Raw genomic sequence first — 17,407 nt, forward strand, 5'->3', positions numbered from 1 at the left:
GACGCGGCCTACATCGGCAACAGCGTGGTGGGTATCGATGCGGCCAACGGGCGCTTCCTGCCGTGGTGGTTCCGTAATGACGACGGCACGCTCGGCCTCGATAAACTGGTGGACGTCGACGATCAGAAAGTCCTCTCCACCGGCGTGCGCGCCAGCGAGTACTACCTGTGCTCGAAAGAGAGCAAGAAATCCTGCGTGATCGATCCGGCGCCGTACAAGGTCGGCGACAAAATCGTCATGCTCGCTTCATTCATTGAGCCGATCATGCTCAACGGCGCGTTCCAAGGCATCGTCGGCGCCGACCTGTCGGTGAACTTCATCCAGGAAATGCTTCTGGGCGCCAACCAGAAACTTTATAGCGGCGCCGGGCAGATGGCGCTGGTCGGCGGCAACGGGCGGATCGTCGCCTACACCAAGGACACGAGCAAATTCGGCGAGAAGGTCAGCGACATTCTCGACGCCGAGCAGATTGCCAACATGGCCAATCTCAAGCGCGGCGAAGTCACTTATTCAGTCAACAAGGACAAGGGCCGCATCGAGCTGTACCTGCCGTTCGGCATCGGCCAGACCGACGCACGCTGGACACTGATGCTGCAATTGCCGTTGAACGCGGTGATGGCTGACTTGCAGAAACTTCAGGCCGACCTCGACGCCCAACGCAAATCCGACACCTTCGGCATGGCCATGGTCGGTCTGATCATCGCCGGCGTCGGCCTGTTGGTGATCTGGCTGGTCGGCCACGGCATCGCCCGACCACTGAAGCAAATGGTCGCCATGCTCGATGACATCGCTCAGGGCGAGGGCGATCTGACCCGGCGCTTGAGCAGTGACCGCAGCGATGAACTGGGCTCGATCGCCAAGGGCTTCAACACTTTCCTGAGCAAGTTGCAGGCGATGATCACCCAAGTGGTGACGTCGGTGCAGAGCGTTAGCGATTCGTCGGAACACACGGCCGACATTGCGATTCGCACCAACATCGGCATCCAGAAACAGATGGCCGAGATTGATCAGGTTGCCACGGCGGTGCAGGAAATGACCGCCACCGCGCAGGACGTGGCGCGCAACGCCACCCAGGCCGCGCAAGCCGCCAGCCACGCCGACCAGGCCGCCGGTCAAGGCATGCAGATTGTTCGCGACACGTCGAACTCGATTGGCGTGCTGGCGGTGGAAATCGGCAAGGCTGTGGAAGTGGTGCAGACGCTGGCCAAGGACAGCGAGAATATCAACGCGATTCTGACCGCGATTCGCGGGATCGCCGAGCAGACCAATCTGCTGGCGCTGAACGCGGCGATTGAGGCTGCGCGAGCCGGTGAACAGGGTCGCGGGTTTGCGGTGGTGGCGGATGAAGTACGCAATCTGGCGCAGAAAACCCAGAAAGCCACCGAAGAAATCCAGTCCATGATCCAGCAACTGCAGCAGGGCACGCGCGACGTGGTGCGGGTCATGGAAGACAGCCAGAACCGCACCGACGAAAGCGTGCAGCACGCGGCGAAAGCGGCTGAGGCGCTGGAGACGATTACCCGGGCGGTGTCGGTGATCAACGACATGAACACGCAGATTGCCAGTGCGGCCGAGGAGCAGAGCGCGGTGGCCGATGACATCAATCGCAACGTGATCAATATCGGTCAGGTAGCCAATGAAGTGGCGGGCGGCGCGGATGAGTCGAGTTCGGCGAGTGCTGATTTGACCAAGTTGGCGGAGCAGCAGCGGCGGTTGATCAATCAGTTCAAGGTCTGAAAAGCCAAAAGCCCCTCACCCCAGCCCTCTCCCGGAGGGAGAGGGGGCCGACCGAGGTGTCTTGCACGACACATCGACCTGAGAAACTGAGTCGATTATGGATTCAGTACAGACCTTTCAAGTCGGTGTATTTCGTCAATATCCCCCAATCAGTCCCCTCTCCCTCCGGGAGTGTATGTACCGGAGACATGGTGGACACATGTTCGGAGACATGGTGGACGGTTTTAGATCTTCTTACCTGCCGTAACGATCTGCAAGTTCAAGTCGATTCGGGCAATACGATGTCTACTCCAGTAGACATCGTGGATGCCATCTTCCGTCGTTTCCCTGATAGCTACTGACCTCCCATAAAAAGCTTTTCCGACTGTGTATTCACGGTTCCGCCAGTAGATCTCGCCCTTCACCTGAACCTTCCTGACCACATCCCCATCGTCGTACTCCGGCGCCGCGGGCTGCTCCTGATATTCCCGTGGGCTGCTGCTGTAGCGAGTAGCAGGCACCTGCATGTCCAACGCTTGATGTGGACGCTTCTGGTTGTAGATATCACGCCAGATATCAAACGCCCGTTGTGCACCGTTGAGATCAATAAAATGTCGGTCTCGCAGGACTTCATTTTTCAGGCTGCGGTGGAAGCGTTCCAGCTTTCCTTGGGTTTGCGGATGATAAGGTCGAGAGTGCCCGACCTTGATGCCCTGACTCATCAGCCAGACCTCCAGCGCGGTATAAACGCCAGTCTGGTCACCCCAGGGTGAACCGTTGTCCATCGTCATGCGCAAAGGCAGACCATGACGCCGAAAGACCCTGATTAGATGCTCCTGAACGGTTTCACGTCGCTCATCGAGGCAGGCCGCGATACACAGCGAAAACCGCGAATGATCGTCCAGTATCGTCAACGGATGGCAACGTCCCTGAGCCAGGCTGATATGGCCCTTGAAGTCCATCTGCCAAAGATCGTTGGGCGCTTCATGCTCGAAGCGGATAAACGGTTTAATCTCAGCGGCCTTTGAATCAACGCGTGAATGACGCTGTAAAACCGCATGCACGGTACTGACCGAAGGCATTACTGCGCCGCTGTCTTCCAGCACACGTTTGAGCTTGCGAGCGCCCCAAGCCGCGTATTCCTCACTCACGGTCAGAATCTGCTGCTCAACCTCGTCAGCGCAGCGTTTGGGTGACGTCTTCGGTCGTCGAGACTGATCGATCAAGCCCTCTGCACCTGAAGTTTCAAACCTGTTGAGCCATTTGTAGGCAGTGCTTGGGCTGATATTGAATCGGCGGCAAAGCTGCCGGACATTGGCTCCTTCTTGCCGAGCCAAATGCACGAACTCTGAACGAAGCTGCACGGTGGACACCTCTTCCCAGGACACAGGTCATCTCCTTGGTGATGAGCAATGTGTCTATTAAAAAGTGTCCACCATGTCTCCGAACACCTGTCCACCATGTCTCCGGTACATACAGGGAGAGGGTTAGGGTGAGGGGCTTTTGATCTACAGGCTTTAACCCGGCGTCAGACACTCCGGCCCATTGAGCTTCGGATCATTGACCATATTCGCCAACACCCGCTCACGCAGCGCGGCAGGTTCACTGGCGAGCAGACCCTGCAAGACATGCAACGGCGTCGCGGGATCCAGCCACGCCGCCTGCCCGGCCTCATCGAGAATCAACGGCCGGCGCTGACTGGCCGCCGCTTGCGTGATCACCGCCGTGCTCAGCCACACCTGTTCCTGCACCGGATACGCTTCCCAGATCGCCGCAAAAAACAGCGAGGAGCCCTCCCCCGGCGTCAGCCAGTACGGGCGTTTGCGCTGGGTGCCACGCCATTCATAAAAGCCGTTGGCCGGCAGCAGGCAACGACGCAGACGCAAGGCTTCACGAAACATCGGTTGCTCGGCCACGGTTTCCGCCCGGGCATGCGCTGGCGTGCGCGACAGATCGGTCAGCCACGGTGGCGTAAGCCCCCAGCGCGCACGGGCCAATGTGCGCTGGCCGTCTTCAGCGGCACGCAGCATCAACACCGAATCACTGGGGGAAATGTTCCACTGCGCCAGTTGATCGGCAGGAAAACCTGGCAGGGCCGCGAAATCACGGTTCCAGCGAAACAGGGCATAACGTCCACACATGGGGCAACACGACTCAGAAGTAAAACGAACGTCAGCCTAACAGACCAGCGTACCGGGGAAGCTCTCCGGTTCATCGCCGGGCAGCGGCAGCGCGGCATTGTACGCGGTGATCAACTCGCGGGCGTACTCGGCCTGATCGTTGTCGACCGACAGTCCCAACAGGCCAAAAATTGGCAGTTCACCCGTACCGCCGAGCAGATCGCGCCCCACCAGGTGCGCCTCGATGCCTTCGCTGGCGAGCATGCCCTTGAGCATTTCGCCTTCCATCAGGTTTTCCGGCTCGTAGATTCGCTGCATGGGCGCGCCTCACTCGTTTTCGCTGAAGACTTCCAGAAACCAATCCTCTTCATGTACCTGCAATACGAACGTGATCGGCCGACAACACACCTGACAGTCCTCGATGTAGGTCTGATCCCCAGCGGACAGGTCCACCGTCGTCTCGACCTCTTCACCACAATACGGACATTCATACAGTGCGGTTTCCAGCATCGCGGTCTCCCAAGTGACTTGTGCGTATAATCGCCGGTCTATTTGCAGGGCTATTTTTGTCTGGCTACTTTTTCAGACCGTGCCCCGTGGTGTTTGATCAACACCTTTACTTACCCTAGCCGTTTCCAACAAGAGAGCATGATGGGCGAATTCGATGCCATCCGACCTTACGACGACAGCGAAGTACCTGTGGTACTGGCAAGGCTGCTCGGCGACAAGGCGTTTCTAGATATCCTCACCCACTTCCGCTTCCCGCGTTTTGCCGGTGCCTTCGGCTGGATGCTCAAACCACTTATAGCCCATCGGCTGCGTCGTGAGTTTGCCGACGTGACCTCGGTGGCGAGTTTGCAGGACAAGGTCGAGTCTTACGTCGACCACACTATCGAGCGCGCCACCGACGGCGTGACCTACACCGGTGTCGAGCAATTCAAGTCCGGCAGCGCTTATCTGTTCATCGCCAACCATCGCGATATCGTGATGGATCCGGCCTTCGTCAACTACGCCGTGTACCACGCCGGCCTGCCGACGCCGCGCATCGCAATTGGCGACAACCTGCTGCAAAAGCCGTTTGTCAGCGACCTGATGCGCTTGAACAAAAGTTTTATCGTGCACCGCTCGATCACCGGGCGCCGCGAGAAAATGGCCGCCTATCAATTGCTCTCGGCGTACATCAACCACTCGATCCGCAACGATTGCGCGTCGATCTGGATTGCTCAGGCTGAAGGCCGGGCGAAGGATGGCGACGACCGTACCGAGTCGGCGATCCTCAAGATGTTTCACATGAGCCGCAAGGACGAGCCGTTCGGCGAAGTGATCCAGTCGCTGAACGTCACCCCGGTGTCGATCAGTTACGAATACGACCCGTGCGACCAGGCCAAGGCCCGCGAGCTGTACATCCGCGCCACCACTGGCACTTACGCGAAGGCACCGGGCGAGGATGACGTGAGCATCGCCAAGGGCATCACCGGCTACAAGGGCCGCGTGCACGTGAACTTCGCGGCGCCGATCAAAGAACTGTTCGAAGACACCAAGCAATTGGCAGTCGAAATGGACAAGCAGATTCTCGGCGGCTACCGGTTATTCCCGGTGCACTACCTGGCGTATGCACAGTGGGCGGAAGCTGATCCGGCGCTGAATGTGCCAAAGGCTGCCGAGGTGTTCCCGGCGGATGAACTGGCCAAGGCGCAGGAAGAATGGCTGAGCCGACTGGATGCCTGCCCTGAGGAGCATCGACCGTATCTGGTGCTGCAATATGCGACGCCGGTGCGTAATCAGTACCGGGTCAAGGCTGGGTTGCCGCTGTAATCAACAGCGCTGCGCACCTGTGGCGAGGGGATTTATCCCCGATGGCGCGCGAAGCGGCCCCAGGTTTCTGCCTGAGAAATCATGGGCCTGCTGCGCAGGCCATCGGGGATAAATCCCCTCACCACAAGGTTTTGCATTCGCTTCAGAAGCGGGTGCTGATCCACGAGATGATCAGGGCCAGGCCGAGGCAGGCAAACCCGAAACGGTAGAAAAACCGGTTCATGCGCAGCGTTGCCCAATCGAGGATCGGCTCGGCGTTCGGTTGCGCCTGACGCTGAGCAGCAATGCTGGCCATCGCGCGCTGTTCACGGCGGCGGGTCGCGTGCAGCAGCCAACTGCCCGGGAACGCCAATAACAGCGCGAGCAGGTTGATCAATTTGGCGGGATGGGCGGTAAACAGCGTCATCAAATGCAGCGACATCACAGACCTCAAACGTAATCGGTGTGGCGGACGCCAGACCGACGACCGCGGCGGGATTCTACCGAAACCTGCCCCCGACGCCTGCCCTTTACGACAAATAACCCAACAATCGACCGATGGCTGTCCTGTGTCACGGCTTCGTCATGTAGATGCACCACCATGCGCGCCTCGAAACCGACACGGAACGCGACATGCTTCACGCTGAAAACCAGGATCGCCTGTACCTCATCGCCCCTTACGACGAACAGCAAAGCCTCGTCGGCAGCCTCGCCTTCAATGTTCAGGATCGCCATTGGCTGGTGTATTGCGCGCTGGGCGGGCACCAGCATGCGGATTTGCCCGAGACCGATTTGCTGACGGGGGTCAGCGTGCTCGACTTTTACTCACAGGCCGCCTGACACACCACTGCTTCTGTGAGAGGCGGCTTGGGTCATTCAGGGAAGTCGTGCAGACATGAAAAAGCCCGAAACCATCACTGGCCCCGGGCTTTTTCACATCAGGCGATTGCCTTACTCAGCAAGCACCTGACCCACAGTCGGGTCCTTGAACAGACGCGTCAACGCATCGCTCAATACATCGCTGACCAGTTTGGTGTTGGTTTCCTGGTTCGGTGCCATGCCGAAACGCTGGTCCAGCGAAGCACCGTAACGGCCGCTGTAGCGACGGTTGGCGTTCTGCACGTCGGAGCGGAAGGTTGCGCCGATGGTCGCTTCGGTCACGTACATGCCTTCTTTCGGCGACTGGTATTTCAGCTCGGCCAGGGTCACGGTCAGCTGCGGCGCGTTTGGCGCGTTGTTGGTCGGGGTGAAGCCGAGCAAACGCACGGCGGCTTCCGCCTGAGCCTGCAACTTCGGCAGGATCTGCTCGCGCTGCACGGTGATGGCGCTGGTTTCCGGGTACAGACCGCCACGGGTGCCGAGGGTTGGCGACGGACGACCGTCGACCACACGTACTACCACAGGCTGGCCACGGCCGACCGCAGCCAACTGCGTGGTCAGCTTCGGCTCCGGGCTCAGTTGTTGCGGGCTGTGGGCGCAGCCGGCCAGGGTCAAACCGGCCACAGTGATCAAACCGAACAACAGGCGTTGCAACATGCTCTTCTCTCCAGAATCAGGCACAAACAGGCCGGCAGTATAGCGGTGGGCCACTGCAGCTCACCAGCATCGCGCAGTGAATACTGAAATGTCTGACAAACCCCGTCGAAAGCGGTTCCTGTCACAGATTCTTCACCGCCCATACACCTTGACGTCACGGCCGTTGGGCAACCTTCCAATCAGTCCTCCAACAAGGTACTCGGCCATGCGTTATCTGATCTCGTTGTTCGCTCCACGTCCGCTGCACCGCAGCTTTGCCCTGCTCGACCGCAACGGCCACTGCCAGGCGTTCAAGCAGTGCAGCCTGCAACCGATGGGCGATGGCTGGGTGGAAATCGAAGAAATCCGCCTCACCTGGTTGAACCAGCCGCTGCCGGCCAGCGCACGGGTCGTACCGCGACAAATGCGCGCACGGGCCCAGGTGCAGTTGAGCATCTGACCGGATGCCTAATAAAAGTCATTAAACACGAGCAACTCCGCGCATTTCTTCGATACAATCTCCCCCCGATTATAAGGACGTCTCCTGATCGGGCCCCGCAACAGCGTCAATGCGCTTGCATTGGCATCAAAATCGCCCACAGAGAGCCGCCCACACAGATCGAGTGAAGTTGGCGCGCTTGCCTGTTCTTCCGGCAAAACCCCGCTTTTCGCGAATCTGCAGAGCTGTCATTACGCTCTGCCACCGAGCTGTTTTGCCTTTGCGGGCACGGTGCCAGGCTTCGACAGCCCTTTTTGAGGTTCACGTCTTCAAAAGAGCGTGAAAAAAACGGGTTTTCACAACTTCACAAGAGTGTGGCGAGCAAATGAATAGTTTTGCGTCTGAACATGCACCATTAGCGTCTGAAACAGCCCAACGACACAGGACCGGGTATACCTCGAATATCGGAGCCTGAAGCCTGTCCGCTACGGATTTGGTTGCACAAAAACGGATGTCTCGACCATAAGTCGAATTGCCAGCCACGTGCTGAAATGAGTTCATGGAGCTCTTGAAGCCAGGCCGCACGCATCCGTCGAAGTTGCGAAAAATTGCGAAGATTCGGACATGGCGACCTGACCATGGATAGCTGGGGCACAACAGATCTGTCCCGGAACGCCTGGCAGCCATGCCGACAATTTGGTGCTGCAGATTTTGGAGACGCGTTAAATGGCGCATAACGAAGCAGTCGACGTAGTACTGGTTGGGGCCGGCATCATGAGTGCCACCCTTGCCGTGCTGCTCAAAGAGCTCGACCCCGCGATCAAGCTGGAAGTCGTCGAGCTGATGGATTCCGGTGCTGCGGAGAGTTCCAACCCGTGGAACAACGCCGGTACCGGTCACGCCGGCCTGTGCGAGCTGAACTACACGCCGCAGGCTGCCGACGGCACCGTCGACATCAAGAAAGCCGTGCACATCAACACCCAGTTCGAAGTGTCCAAGCAGTTCTGGTCATACCTGACCAAGAAAGGCACCTTCGGCTCGTGCAAATCCTTCATCAGTCCGGTGCCGCACCTGAGTTTCGTGCAGGGCGACAAAGGCGTGTCGTTCCTCAAGGAACGCTTCAACGTGCTGAGCAAGCACCACGCCTTCTCCGACATGGAATACACCGAAGACAAGGCCAAAATGGCCGAGTGGATGCCGCTGATGATGCCGGGCCGCTCGCCGGACGAAGTCCTCGCCGCCACCCGCGTGATGAACGGCACCGACGTCAATTTCGGCGCCCTGACCAATCAGTTGCTCAAGCACCTGACCAGCGCTCCGGATACTCAGGTCAAATACTGCAAACGCGTGACCGGCCTCAAGCGTAATGGCGCCGGCTGGACCGTCAGCATCAAGGACGTCAACAGCGGCAGCAGCCGTGAAGTCGATGCCAAATTCGTCTTCCTCGGCGCGGGCGGCGCGGCTCTGCCACTGCTGCAAGCCTCGGGCATCGAAGAAAGCAAAGGCTTCGGCGGCTTCCCGATCAGCGGCCAGTGGCTGCGTTGCGACAACCCGGAAGTGGTCAAGCATCACCAGGCCAAGGTTTACAGCCAGGCTGCCGTCGGCTCTCCGCCGATGTCGGTACCGCATCTGGACACCCGCGTAGTCGATGGCAAGAAATCCCTGCTGTTCGGGCCATACGCCGGTTTCACCACCAAGTTCCTCAAGCACGGTTCCTTCATGGACCTGCCGCTGTCGGTTCGCGCCGGCAACATCGGCCCAATGCTGGCGGTGGCGAAAAACAACATGGACCTGACCAAATATCTGGTCAGCGAAGTGATGCAATCGATGGAGCAGCGCCTGGACTCCCTGCGCCGCTTCTACCCTGAGGCGAAAGCCGAAGACTGGCGCCTGGAAGTGGCCGGCCAACGGGTGCAGATCATCAAGAAAGACCCGAAAAAGGGTGGCATCCTGCAGTTCGGTACCGAACTGGTGGCCGCGAAGGACGGTTCCCTCGCCGCCCTGCTCGGCGCTTCGCCAGGCGCTTCGGTGACTGTTTCGATCATGCTGGAACTGATCGAGAAGTGCTTCCCGGCCAAGGCCAAGGGTGAATGGGCTGGCAAACTGGCCGAGATCTTCCCGGCCCGTGAAAAGGTTCTGGAAACCGATGCTGCGCTGTATCGCAAGATCAACACGCAGAACAACATCGCCCTGGAACTGGTTGAAGAAAGCAGCGAGACCCCAAGCTTCGCTTGATCTTGCGGCATGAAAAACGCCCCGTACTCAGTGAGTGCGGGGCGTTTTTTTATGCTGGGGTAAAAACCAACACTGCTGGCTCACCTACTTTTGTGGCGAGGGGATTTAGCGAAACGTCGCACCGCCCCGATCGGCTGCGCAGCAGTCGCAAATCCGGTGCATGCGGAGTGCCTGATACACCATGCATTCAGATTTTGGGGCCGCTTCGCAGCCCATCGGGGATGAATCCCCTCGCCACAGGTATCGGGTGACCTCAGGTACGGGACTTTTCGATCAGCTCGATGTAGTCCGGGGCGTTGCGTTGATCAGCGATCAGGTCAACGAAGGTCTTGCCCTGCTCGTCCTTGCCATCGATGTCATATCCTGCCTCGACAAAGAAGGTCAGAAAGCGCTCGAAATCATCAATGCGCAGACCACGATAAGCCTTGACCAGTTTGTGCAGCGACGGCGAAGTGGCGTCGACCGGCTCAAAATCGAGGAACAGCTTGATCTGCTCATCGCCGATCTCGTCACCAATCACTTGTTTCTTATCTTTACGCATTGCCGACTCCAGCTCGCAGACATTACACGGGGCAGGCAGTTTACCCCTGCCCTGCCGCCGGGCTCAACGCGTGCGCACGCTGCCGGTGTGCAAATCGGCCCAGATATGACCATTGGCGTAGCTGAGGAACTGCACATAGACGGTATCGTTGCGCAGCAGATCGATGACCACGCGATATTGGGCCAGCGGGTAGAACAACGTCAGGGTTTTGCTCTTGTCGTCATACAGCGGCTTTTTCAGGCTTTTGCTTTCGCCATCGAAATTGACCAGCACCTGAGTGATCGTCGCGCCTTTGTTCAGGGATTTGCCCTTGAGGCGGATCATCAGCGGGGATGTGACCGGGATCGGTTGCTGATTGGATTGGCGTTGCGCACCGACTACCACGGAATAGTCGGTGACCTGCAGCAGTTGTTGCTGTTCAGGTTCGGCATCGCGCAGGGTCAGATCGTCCGGCGGCAGAAATTGGCTGTGCATCGGGGCCGGGGCGGCAGAAATTGGCAGGCTGATGGCCAGCAACAGGGCGGCAAAGCTGCGGATCAAGAGGCGCATGACAGGCTCCGGAGGCGGGGCCGAGCACTCTAGCATGGGTGTACAAAACGGATCAGCACACACAAAACAACTGTGGGAGCGTGGCTTGCCCGCGATAGCGTCGGCACATCCAACATTGATGTGTCAGACAGTCCGCCATCGCGGGCAAGCCCGCTCCCACAGGGATCGGGCTAGCCCGGGATTACATGCCTTTAACGGCAAAGATCCCGTTGGCGTTGCGCCAGTAGCCTTTGTAATCCATGCCGTAACCGAAGATGTAACGGTCAACGCACGGCAGGCCGACGAAATCGGCTTTCAGGTCAGGACGCGCCTTGCGGTCGTGATCCTTGTCGATCAGCACGGCGGTGTGCACTTTGCGCGCGCCGGCGTGTTTGCAGAAGTCGATGATCGCGCCCAGGGTGTGACCTTCGTCGAGGATGTCGTCGATGATCAGCACGTCGCGGTCGATGAACGAGACTTCCGGCTTGGCTTTCCAGAACAGGTCGCCGCCGCTGGTTTCGTTGCGATAGCGGGTAGCGTGCAGGTAGGACGCTTCCAGCGGGAATTGCAGGTGAGTCAGCAGCTTGCCGGAGAAGATCAGGCCGCCGTTCATCACGCAGAACACCACCGGGTTGCTGTCAGCCAGTTGTTCGTTGATTTGTGCACCGACGCGGGCGATGGCAGCCTCGACTTCAGACTCGGTGTACAGGCAGTCAGCCTCTCGCATGATTTGACGGATATGCTCGAGATCAGCGGACATGGCGCTCTCCAGGGGGATGTTTTTCGGAAAAGCGGGCAAAGGTACGCATCCCGCGAGGTCGAATCAAGCCTTAATGGACTAACGTACTCAATGTCCTATAGGACATCACCCTCGGATAGATTAATCTAGGCCGGTTTTTTTGCCCGCCGCCGGAGTTTTTCCATGCCCATCCTCGAGATCCGCCACCCGCTGATCCGCCATAAACTCGGCCTGATGCGCCGCGCTGACATCAGCACCAAGAATTTCCGCGAGCTTGCTCAGGAAGTAGGCGCCCTGTTGACCTATGAAGCTACAAAAGATTTGCCGCTCGAATCCTACGATATCGCAGGTTGGTGCGGCACCGTGTCGGTCGAGAAAATCGCCGGCAAGAAGATCACCGTCGTGCCGATCCTGCGCGCCGGCATCGGCATGCTGGAAGGCGTGCTGAGCCTGATCCCGGGTGCCAAGGTTTCCGCTGTGGGTGTCGCCCGCAACGAAGAAACCCTGCAAGCCCACACCTATCTGGAAAAATTGGTTCCGGAAATCGACGAACGGTTGGCGATGATCATCGACCCGATGCTCGCCACCGGCAGCTCGATGGTTGCGACCATTGACCTGCTGAAAAAGGCTGGCTGCAAAGACATCCGCGCGATGGTGCTGGTTGCCGCGCCGGAAGGCATTGCTGCCGTCGAGAAGGCTCACCCGGACGTGACCATCTACACCGCGTCCATTGATGAGCGTTTGAACGAACACGGTTACATCATTCCTGGGCTTGGCGATGCGGGTGACAAGATCTTCGGCACCAAGCAGAAGGACGCGTGACCATGCAGCAAGAGTTCAACGATCCGCTCTGGCGCACGGTGCTGTCCGGCGCCCAGATGCTGTTCGTGGCTTTCGGCGCTTTGGTGCTGATGCCGCTGATCACCGGCCTGGACCCGAACGTGGCACTGTTTACCGCGGGCTTAGGGACGATTCTGTTCCAGATCGTCACCGGGCGTCAGGTGCCGGTGTTTCTGGCGTCGAGCTTCGCTTTCATCACCCCGATCATCCTCGCCAAGGGCCAATTCGGCCTTGCCGCGACCATGGGCGGTGTGATGGCGGCCGGTTTCGTCTACACCTTCCTCGGCCTCGCCGTGAAGATCAAAGGCACGGGATTCATTGACCGTCTGCTGCCGCCGGTGGTGATTGGTCCGGTGATCATTTCCATCGGCCTGGCCATGGCGCCGATTGCCGCGAACATGGCGATGGGCAAGGCTGGCGATGGCTCCGAACTGATCCACTACCAGACCGCGATGATGATCTCGATGCCGGCGCTGCTGACCACGTTGATCGTGGCGGTGTTCGGCAAAGGCATCTTCCGTCTGGTGCCGATCATCTCGGGCGTACTGGTCGGCTTCGGCATGGCGTTCTATTTCGGCGTGGTCGACACCGCGAAGATTGCCGCTGCGCCGTGGTTCGCGATTCCGCACTTCACTGCGCCGGAGTTCAACTGGCAGGCGATTCTGTTCATCGTTCCCGTGGCATTGGCTCCGGCCATCGAGCACATCGGTGGCGTGATTGCCGTTGGCAGCGTGACCGGTCGCGATTACCTGAAGAAGCCGGGCTTGCACCGCACCCTGCTGGGTGACGGCATTGCCACCACGGCTGCCGGCCTGTTCGGCGGTCCGCCTAACACTACGTACGCCGAAGTGACTGGCGCGGTGATGCTGACCAAGAACTACAACCCGAAAATCATGACCTGGGCGGCGATCTTCGCCATCAGCCTGGCGTTCATCGGCAAGTTTGGGGCGCTGCTGCAAAGCATTCCGGTGCCGGTGATGGGTGGGATTCTGTGCCTGTTGTTCGGTTCGATCGCGGCGGTGGGGATGAACACCCTGATCCGTCACAAGATCGACCTGGGCGAGGCGCGTAACCTGGTGATCGTTTCGGTGACGCTGGTGTTCGGCATTGGCGGTGTACTCGTCGGTACCGGCACTGGTCCTGACGATTTCGGCCTCAAAGGCATCGCGCTGTGCGCGGTGGTGGCGATTGCGCTGAACCTGATTCTGCCGGGCAATGATGGCTGGAAGAACAAGAAGGCGGATGAGCCGCTGATCTGATCAAGCTGATCGTTCCCACGCTCTGCGTGGGAATGCAGCCCGTGACGCTCCGCGTCACTGGACGCAGAGCGTCCCTAGAGGCATTCCCACGCAGAGCGTGGGAACGATCATGTGGGAGCGGGCTTGCCCGCGATGCTTTTGGCTTTTAGAGGGCCAACGGCGCTCGTTCACATAGGGTGGCCAACGCCTTCGCCCATTGCGGATCGTCATTGAGGCACGGCACCAGCACCAGCTCCTCGCCCCCCGCTTCGCGGAACTGCTCCTTGCCGCGATCGCCAATCTCTTCCAGCGTCTCGATGCAGTCGGCAACGAACGCCGGGCACATCACCAGAATCTTTTTCACGCCACTTTTTGCCAGTTCATCCAGCCGCGCTTCGGTGTACGGCTCGATCCATTTCGCCCTGCCCAATCGTGACTGAAAGGACACCGACCATTTGCCATCCGGCAAGCCCATGCGCTCGGCGAAGAGCGCCGCAGTACGCAAGCACTGCGCGCGATAACAGGTAGCCAATACCGCCGGTGAAGCGTTCTTGCAGCAGTCTTCATTCTTGAAGCAGTGATTGCCGGTCGGGTCGAGCTTGGTCAGATGGCGTTCCGGCAAACCGTGAAAGCTCAGCAACAAGTGATCGTACTCCTGCTGCAAATGCGGCTTGGCGCTGGCGACCAAGGCTTCGAGGTATTCCGGCTGATCGTAGAACGGTTGCAGGATCGACAACTGCACATCGAGCTTCTTCGCGCGGATCACACGCTTGGCCTCTTCGATCACCGTGGTCGTCGTGCTGTCGGCAAACTGTGGATAAAGTGGCGCCAGCGTGATGCGCTTGTGCCCCGCTGCGACCAGTCTGGTCAGGCACGTTTCAATGGAAGGCTCGCCGTAACGCATCGCCAAATCGACCGGGCCGTGCTTCCACTGCGCCTTCATCTGCTCTTGCAAGCGTCGGCTGAGCACCACCAGCGGCGAGCCTTCCTCCCACCAGATCGACGCGTAGGCATGCGCCGATTGCTCGGGGCGTTTGATCAGGATCAACGAGACCAGCAGACGCCGCACCGGCCACGGCAGGTCGATTACATACGGGTCCATCAGAAATTGATTGAGGTAGCTGCGCACGTCGGCCACCGAGGTGGAGGCCGGGGAACCCAGGTTGACCAGAAGCAAGGCGTGATCGGTCATGCAACGTCCTATTTCAGAGGCGGCTGGAGAGATCATCCAGGGCCGCGCGTAAATCCGTGAACTGGAAAGTGAAGCCCGCTTCCAGCAAGCGTGCCGGCGTGGCCCGTTGGCCGCCGAGCAACAACAAAGACATTTCGCCAAGGCCGACTTTCAACGCCAGCGTCGGCATCGGCATGAACGCCGGGCGGTGCAATACGCTGCCCAGCGTCTTGGCAAATTCGCGATTGCGCACAGGTTTTGGCGCGCACGCATTATAAGGACCACGCGCCTGATCGCGGTGCAGAAGAAAATCAATCAGGGCGATTTGATCATCAATGTGAATCCACGGCATCCACTGCCGACCATTGCCCAACGGCCCGCCCAGCCCGAGTTTGAACGGCAGCAACAGCCGCGACAAAAAGCCGCCCTCGGCCGACAACACCAGACCAGTGCGCACCAGCACCACACGGATCCCCAGCGATTCGGCACGCAGGGCGGTTTCCTCCCAGGCGATGCACAACTGGCTGGCGAAATCGTCGATCACCGGCGGCGAGTCTTCGCTCAACTCACGCTCACCGCCGTCGCCGTACCAGCCAATCGCCGATCCGGAAATCAGCAGCGCGGGTTTCTGCGCCCGTGTTTCGAGCCAGGCCAACAGGGTTTCCGTCAGCTTGATACGACTGCTCCACAGCAGCGCTTTGCGCCGATGCGTCCACAGTCGATCGGCAATCGGCGCACCGGCCAGATTGATAATGGCGTCCACGGGCTCATCACCGAGGTCTTCCAGACGCGCGATACCACGCACCTGAGCACCACAGATTTTGCCAACTTTTTCCGGGCGCCGGCTCCACACCGACAAGCGATGGCCCTGCGCCAACCAATGCCGGCAGAGCTGGCGTCCTATCAAACCAGTACCGCCGGTCAGCAATATGTGCATGACTTCTTCCTCGCGTGGCGTTTTACCCGGATCACTAGTCTATTTTTATAAGCAGGGATCTTTTCTATTGGGCAGGCTCTATTGTTTAACCATAGGCCAAGCTGTCAGAACGAGAATGCTGGAAGTTATACCAAAAAACAAAATTGTACAGGTTTCATCCACGGCGTAGTCTGTACAGAAAGGTAAACGAGGCCCCTATGACTGTACCTATCGCAATCATCGGCACCGGCATCGCCGGTCTCTCGGCTGCTCAGGCTCTGACTGAGACCGGGCACACCGTCCAATTGTTCGATAAAAGCCGCGGCAGCGGCGGACGCATGTCGAGCAAGCGCAGCGACGCCGGATCGCTGGACATGGGCGCACAATATTTCACCGCTCGCGACCGGCGTTTTGTCACCGAGGTCCAGCGTTGGCAAAGCCAGGGCTGGGTCGCCGAGTGGACGCCGCAGCTCTACACCTTCCAGGGCGGACAACTGAACCTGTCGCCGGACGAGCAGACGCGCTGGGTCGGCGCGCCACGGATGAGCGCCATCACTCGCGGCTTGCTCGACGGTCTGGAGGTGCATTTCGCCTGCCGCATCACCGAGGTCTTTCGTGGCGAAGAACACTGGCATCTGCAAGACGCCGAAGGCTTCACTCACGGGCCCTTCAGCCATGTCGTGATTGCCACGCCGGCCCCGCAAGCCACCGCGCTGCTGGCCGCCGCACCGAAACTGGCCGGCGCCGCCGCCGGGGTGAAAATGGACCCGACCTGGGCCGTCGCCCTAGCCTTCGATACGCCGCTGGATACACCCATCGAAGGCTGCTTCGTGCAAGACAGCCCGCTCGACTGGCTGGCGCGCAACCGCAGCAAACCCGGGCGCGACAACACCCTCGACACCTGGGTGCTGCACGCCACCAGTGCCTGGAGCCGGCAACACATCGACCTGCCCAAGGAAGCGGTGATCGAGCAACTGCACGGTGCGTTCGCCGAACTGTTGCACAGCGCCATGCCCGCGCCGACCTTCAGCCTCGCCCACCGCTGGCTCTACGCCCGGCCTGCAACCGGCCACGAATGGGGCACGCTGGCGGATGCCGATCTGGGCTTGTACGCCTGCGGCGACTGGTGCCTGTCCGGGCGCGTTGAGGGTGCCTGGCTCAGCGGCCAGGAAGCCGCTCGCCGTTTGCACGAACACCTGCAGTGAACCGCCTCAATCCGCAAAAACTGCTGCTGTCGAAATGGACAGCAGCCCACCCGCAGAACCGCGAAAAGCATTTTCTGGTCACCGAACTGATCCGTGATGAGGACGGCACGGTGCTGGAAGTTGAACTGCAAGCGGTGTTGACCAAACGTGCCGAACGACTCGATTGGCACAGCCTCAAAAACAGCGAACACTGGTTATTGGGTTGGCAATAGATCCCCTTGTAGGAGTGAGCCTGCTCGCGATGACAGTTTGTCAGTCAACACAAACATTGAATGCCCGACCGCGATCGCGAGCAGGCTCACTCCTCCAGAGATCGCATTCAACCTCAAAACTTATACAAATTGTTTGACTTGTACACCATTGAATCTATGCTAATAAAAAGTTGTACAGAGATCGTTCTGTGTACAGGT

20 protein-coding genes and 1 pseudogene are annotated in these 17,407 nt (G+C 59.2%); 10 read left to right on the forward strand and 11 right to left on the reverse strand.

Features of this window, described 5'->3' with window-relative positions; all coding sequences use genetic code 11:
- Positions 1–684: 684 nt before the first annotated feature.
- Together KI231_RS30435 and KI231_RS30440 are read left to right on the forward strand one after the other, a co-directional pair.
- Positions 685–882: pseudogene (locus KI231_RS30435) on the forward strand (HAMP domain-containing protein); the annotation flags it as partial.
- Positions 883–993: 111 nt separating this feature from the next.
- A complete protein-coding gene (locus KI231_RS30440; RefSeq protein WP_371919333.1) occupies positions 994–1,737 on the forward strand; it encodes a methyl-accepting chemotaxis protein in 744 nt (247 codons plus the stop codon).
- A 224-nt stretch (positions 1,738–1,961) separates the two neighbouring features.
- Here KI231_RS30440 and KI231_RS24430 read toward each other — a convergent pair whose 3' ends face one another.
- The 4 genes from KI231_RS24430 to KI231_RS24445 all read right to left on the reverse strand — a co-directional run bounded on the left by KI231_RS24430 (position 1,962) and on the right by KI231_RS24445 (position 4,346).
- Positions 1,962–3,104 (reverse strand): IS481 family transposase, encoded by a 1,143-nt coding sequence (locus KI231_RS24430; RefSeq protein ID WP_212809692.1) that lies wholly within the window; start codon positions 3,102–3,104, stop codon positions 1,962–1,964.
- A gap of 129 nt (positions 3,105–3,233) precedes the next feature.
- Positions 3,234–3,857, reverse strand: a complete 624-nt coding sequence (locus KI231_RS24435) for an SOS response-associated peptidase (protein WP_213026559.1) — start codon at positions 3,855–3,857, stop codon at positions 3,234–3,236.
- Positions 3,858–3,893: 36 nt separating this feature from the next.
- Positions 3,894–4,154 carry a putative signal transducing protein gene (locus tag KI231_RS24440; protein WP_025109321.1) on the reverse strand — a complete coding sequence of 87 codons (261 nt, stop codon included), beginning with the start codon at positions 4,152–4,154 and terminating at the stop codon, positions 3,894–3,896.
- A gap of 9 nt (positions 4,155–4,163) precedes the next feature.
- Positions 4,164–4,346 (reverse strand): CPXCG motif-containing cysteine-rich protein, encoded by a 183-nt coding sequence (locus tag KI231_RS24445; RefSeq protein ID WP_103306246.1) that lies wholly within the window; start codon positions 4,344–4,346, stop codon positions 4,164–4,166.
- Between the two features lie 141 nt (positions 4,347–4,487).
- Between KI231_RS24445 and KI231_RS24450 the strand changes: the two genes are divergently transcribed.
- Entirely contained in the window at positions 4,488–5,651 is a 1,164-nt protein-coding gene (locus KI231_RS24450) for a 1-acyl-sn-glycerol-3-phosphate acyltransferase (RefSeq protein WP_177431448.1), read from the forward strand.
- Between the two features lie 142 nt (positions 5,652–5,793).
- Here the strand turns inward: KI231_RS24450 and KI231_RS24455 are convergent, their stop codons facing one another.
- Entirely contained in the window at positions 5,794–6,072 is a 279-nt protein-coding gene (locus KI231_RS24455) for a hypothetical protein (RefSeq protein WP_103306248.1), read from the reverse strand.
- A gap of 191 nt (positions 6,073–6,263) precedes the next feature.
- Here KI231_RS24455 and KI231_RS24460 point away from each other — a divergent pair, with 191 nt between their 5' ends.
- Entirely contained in the window at positions 6,264–6,470 is a 207-nt protein-coding gene (locus KI231_RS24460) for a hypothetical protein (protein WP_103306252.1), read from the forward strand.
- A gap of 111 nt (positions 6,471–6,581) precedes the next feature.
- Here the strand turns inward: KI231_RS24460 and KI231_RS24465 are convergent, their stop codons facing one another.
- Complete coding sequence (locus KI231_RS24465) at positions 6,582–7,166, reverse strand: YajG family lipoprotein (protein ID WP_095190594.1); 585 nt, start codon at positions 7,164–7,166, stop codon at positions 6,582–6,584.
- Positions 7,167–7,371: 205 nt separating this feature from the next.
- Here KI231_RS24465 and KI231_RS24470 point away from each other — a divergent pair, with 205 nt between their 5' ends.
- Both KI231_RS24470 and mqo read left to right on the forward strand, forming a co-directional pair.
- On the forward strand, positions 7,372–7,605 hold the full coding sequence (locus tag KI231_RS24470; protein ID WP_042561026.1) for a hypothetical protein: 234 nt from the start codon (positions 7,372–7,374) through the stop codon (positions 7,603–7,605).
- Between the two features lie 705 nt (positions 7,606–8,310).
- Positions 8,311–9,819, forward strand: a complete 1,509-nt coding sequence (mqo, locus tag KI231_RS24475) for a malate dehydrogenase (quinone) (protein WP_103306097.1) — start codon at positions 8,311–8,313, stop codon at positions 9,817–9,819.
- Positions 9,820–10,072: 253 nt separating this feature from the next.
- Here the strand turns inward: mqo and KI231_RS24480 are convergent, their stop codons facing one another.
- The 3 genes from KI231_RS24480 to KI231_RS24490 all read right to left on the reverse strand — a co-directional run bounded on the left by KI231_RS24480 (position 10,073) and on the right by KI231_RS24490 (position 11,648).
- Positions 10,073–10,360 carry a PA4642 family protein gene (locus tag KI231_RS24480; RefSeq protein WP_213026560.1) on the reverse strand — a complete coding sequence of 96 codons (288 nt, stop codon included), beginning with the start codon at positions 10,358–10,360 and terminating at the stop codon, positions 10,073–10,075.
- A gap of 63 nt (positions 10,361–10,423) precedes the next feature.
- A complete protein-coding gene (locus KI231_RS24485) occupies positions 10,424–10,909 on the reverse strand; it encodes a hypothetical protein (RefSeq protein WP_213026561.1) in 486 nt (161 codons plus the stop codon).
- Positions 10,910–11,090: 181 nt separating this feature from the next.
- Positions 11,091–11,648 (reverse strand): hypoxanthine-guanine phosphoribosyltransferase, encoded by a 558-nt coding sequence (locus KI231_RS24490; RefSeq protein ID WP_003228116.1) that lies wholly within the window; start codon positions 11,646–11,648, stop codon positions 11,091–11,093.
- Between the two features lie 162 nt (positions 11,649–11,810).
- Here KI231_RS24490 and upp point away from each other — a divergent pair, with 162 nt between their 5' ends.
- Positions 11,811–12,449, forward strand: coding sequence for a uracil phosphoribosyltransferase (gene upp / locus KI231_RS24495; protein ID WP_007912842.1), 639 nt, complete (start codon positions 11,811–11,813; stop codon positions 12,447–12,449).
- 2 nt (positions 12,450–12,451) lie between these two features.
- Positions 12,452–13,726 carry a uracil-xanthine permease family protein gene (locus KI231_RS24500; RefSeq protein WP_103306094.1) on the forward strand — a complete coding sequence of 425 codons (1,275 nt, stop codon included), beginning with the start codon at positions 12,452–12,454 and terminating at the stop codon, positions 13,724–13,726.
- 145 nt (positions 13,727–13,871) lie between these two features.
- On the opposite strand, the gene hemH is transcribed toward KI231_RS24500, so the two are convergent.
- Entirely contained in the window at positions 13,872–14,897 is a 1,026-nt protein-coding gene (hemH, locus tag KI231_RS24505; protein ID WP_213026562.1) for a ferrochelatase, read from the reverse strand.
- Positions 14,898–14,910: 13 nt separating this feature from the next.
- A complete protein-coding gene (locus KI231_RS24510) occupies positions 14,911–15,813 on the reverse strand; it encodes a TIGR01777 family oxidoreductase (RefSeq protein ID WP_103306092.1) in 903 nt (300 codons plus the stop codon).
- Positions 15,814–16,010: 197 nt separating this feature from the next.
- Between KI231_RS24510 and KI231_RS24515 the strand changes: the two genes are divergently transcribed.
- Positions 16,011–16,997: an NAD(P)/FAD-dependent oxidoreductase gene (locus KI231_RS24515; protein WP_095190602.1), complete on the forward strand. Its 987-nt coding sequence runs from the start codon at positions 16,011–16,013 to the stop codon at positions 16,995–16,997.
- Positions 16,994–17,209 carry a TIGR02450 family Trp-rich protein gene (locus tag KI231_RS24520; protein WP_103306090.1) on the forward strand — a complete coding sequence of 72 codons (216 nt, stop codon included), beginning with the start codon at positions 16,994–16,996 and terminating at the stop codon, positions 17,207–17,209. The genes KI231_RS24515 and KI231_RS24520 overlap by 4 nt, the downstream gene beginning before the upstream one ends.
- Positions 17,210–17,407: the final 198 nt, after the last annotated feature.

The sequence above is a fragment of the Pseudomonas sp. Seg1 genome (assembly GCF_018326005.1).
Lineage (GTDB): Bacteria > Pseudomonadota > Gammaproteobacteria > Pseudomonadales > Pseudomonadaceae > Aquipseudomonas.

Bases quoted from the DNA above. Each gene is read 5' to 3' on its own strand.
- KI231_RS30440 (WP_371919333.1), top strand. From the start codon at position 994: ATGGCCGAGATTGATCAGGTTGCCACGGCGGTGCAGGAAATGACCGCC.
- KI231_RS24435 (WP_213026559.1), bottom strand. From the start codon at position 3,857: ATGTGTGGACGTTATGCCCTGTTTCGCTGGAACCGTGATTTCGCGGCC.
- KI231_RS24440 (WP_025109321.1), bottom strand. From the start codon at position 4,154: ATGCAGCGAATCTACGAGCCGGAAAACCTGATGGAAGGCGAAATGCTC.
- KI231_RS24445 (WP_103306246.1), bottom strand. From the start codon at position 4,346: ATGCTGGAAACCGCACTGTATGAATGTCCGTATTGTGGTGAAGAGGTC.
- KI231_RS24450 (WP_177431448.1), top strand. From the start codon at position 4,488: ATGGGCGAATTCGATGCCATCCGACCTTACGACGACAGCGAAGTACCT.
- KI231_RS24455 (WP_103306248.1), bottom strand. From the start codon at position 6,072: ATGTCGCTGCATTTGATGACGCTGTTTACCGCCCATCCCGCCAAATTG.
- KI231_RS24460 (WP_103306252.1), top strand. From the start codon at position 6,264: ATGCTTCACGCTGAAAACCAGGATCGCCTGTACCTCATCGCCCCTTAC.
- KI231_RS24465 (WP_095190594.1), bottom strand. From the start codon at position 7,166: ATGTTGCAACGCCTGTTGTTCGGTTTGATCACTGTGGCCGGTTTGACC.
- KI231_RS24470 (WP_042561026.1), top strand. From the start codon at position 7,372: ATGCGTTATCTGATCTCGTTGTTCGCTCCACGTCCGCTGCACCGCAGC.
- mqo (WP_103306097.1), top strand. From the start codon at position 8,311: ATGGCGCATAACGAAGCAGTCGACGTAGTACTGGTTGGGGCCGGCATC.
- KI231_RS24480 (WP_213026560.1), bottom strand. From the start codon at position 10,360: ATGCGTAAAGATAAGAAACAAGTGATTGGTGACGAGATCGGCGATGAG.
- KI231_RS24485 (WP_213026561.1), bottom strand. From the start codon at position 10,909: ATGCGCCTCTTGATCCGCAGCTTTGCCGCCCTGTTGCTGGCCATCAGC.
- KI231_RS24490 (WP_003228116.1), bottom strand. From the start codon at position 11,648: ATGTCCGCTGATCTCGAGCATATCCGTCAAATCATGCGAGAGGCTGAC.
- upp (WP_007912842.1), top strand. From the start codon at position 11,811: ATGCCCATCCTCGAGATCCGCCACCCGCTGATCCGCCATAAACTCGGC.
- KI231_RS24500 (WP_103306094.1), top strand. From the start codon at position 12,452: ATGCAGCAAGAGTTCAACGATCCGCTCTGGCGCACGGTGCTGTCCGGC.
- hemH (WP_213026562.1), bottom strand. From the start codon at position 14,897: ATGACCGATCACGCCTTGCTTCTGGTCAACCTGGGTTCCCCGGCCTCC.
- KI231_RS24510 (WP_103306092.1), bottom strand. From the start codon at position 15,813: ATGCACATATTGCTGACCGGCGGTACTGGTTTGATAGGACGCCAGCTC.
- KI231_RS24515 (WP_095190602.1), top strand. From the start codon at position 16,011: ATGACTGTACCTATCGCAATCATCGGCACCGGCATCGCCGGTCTCTCG.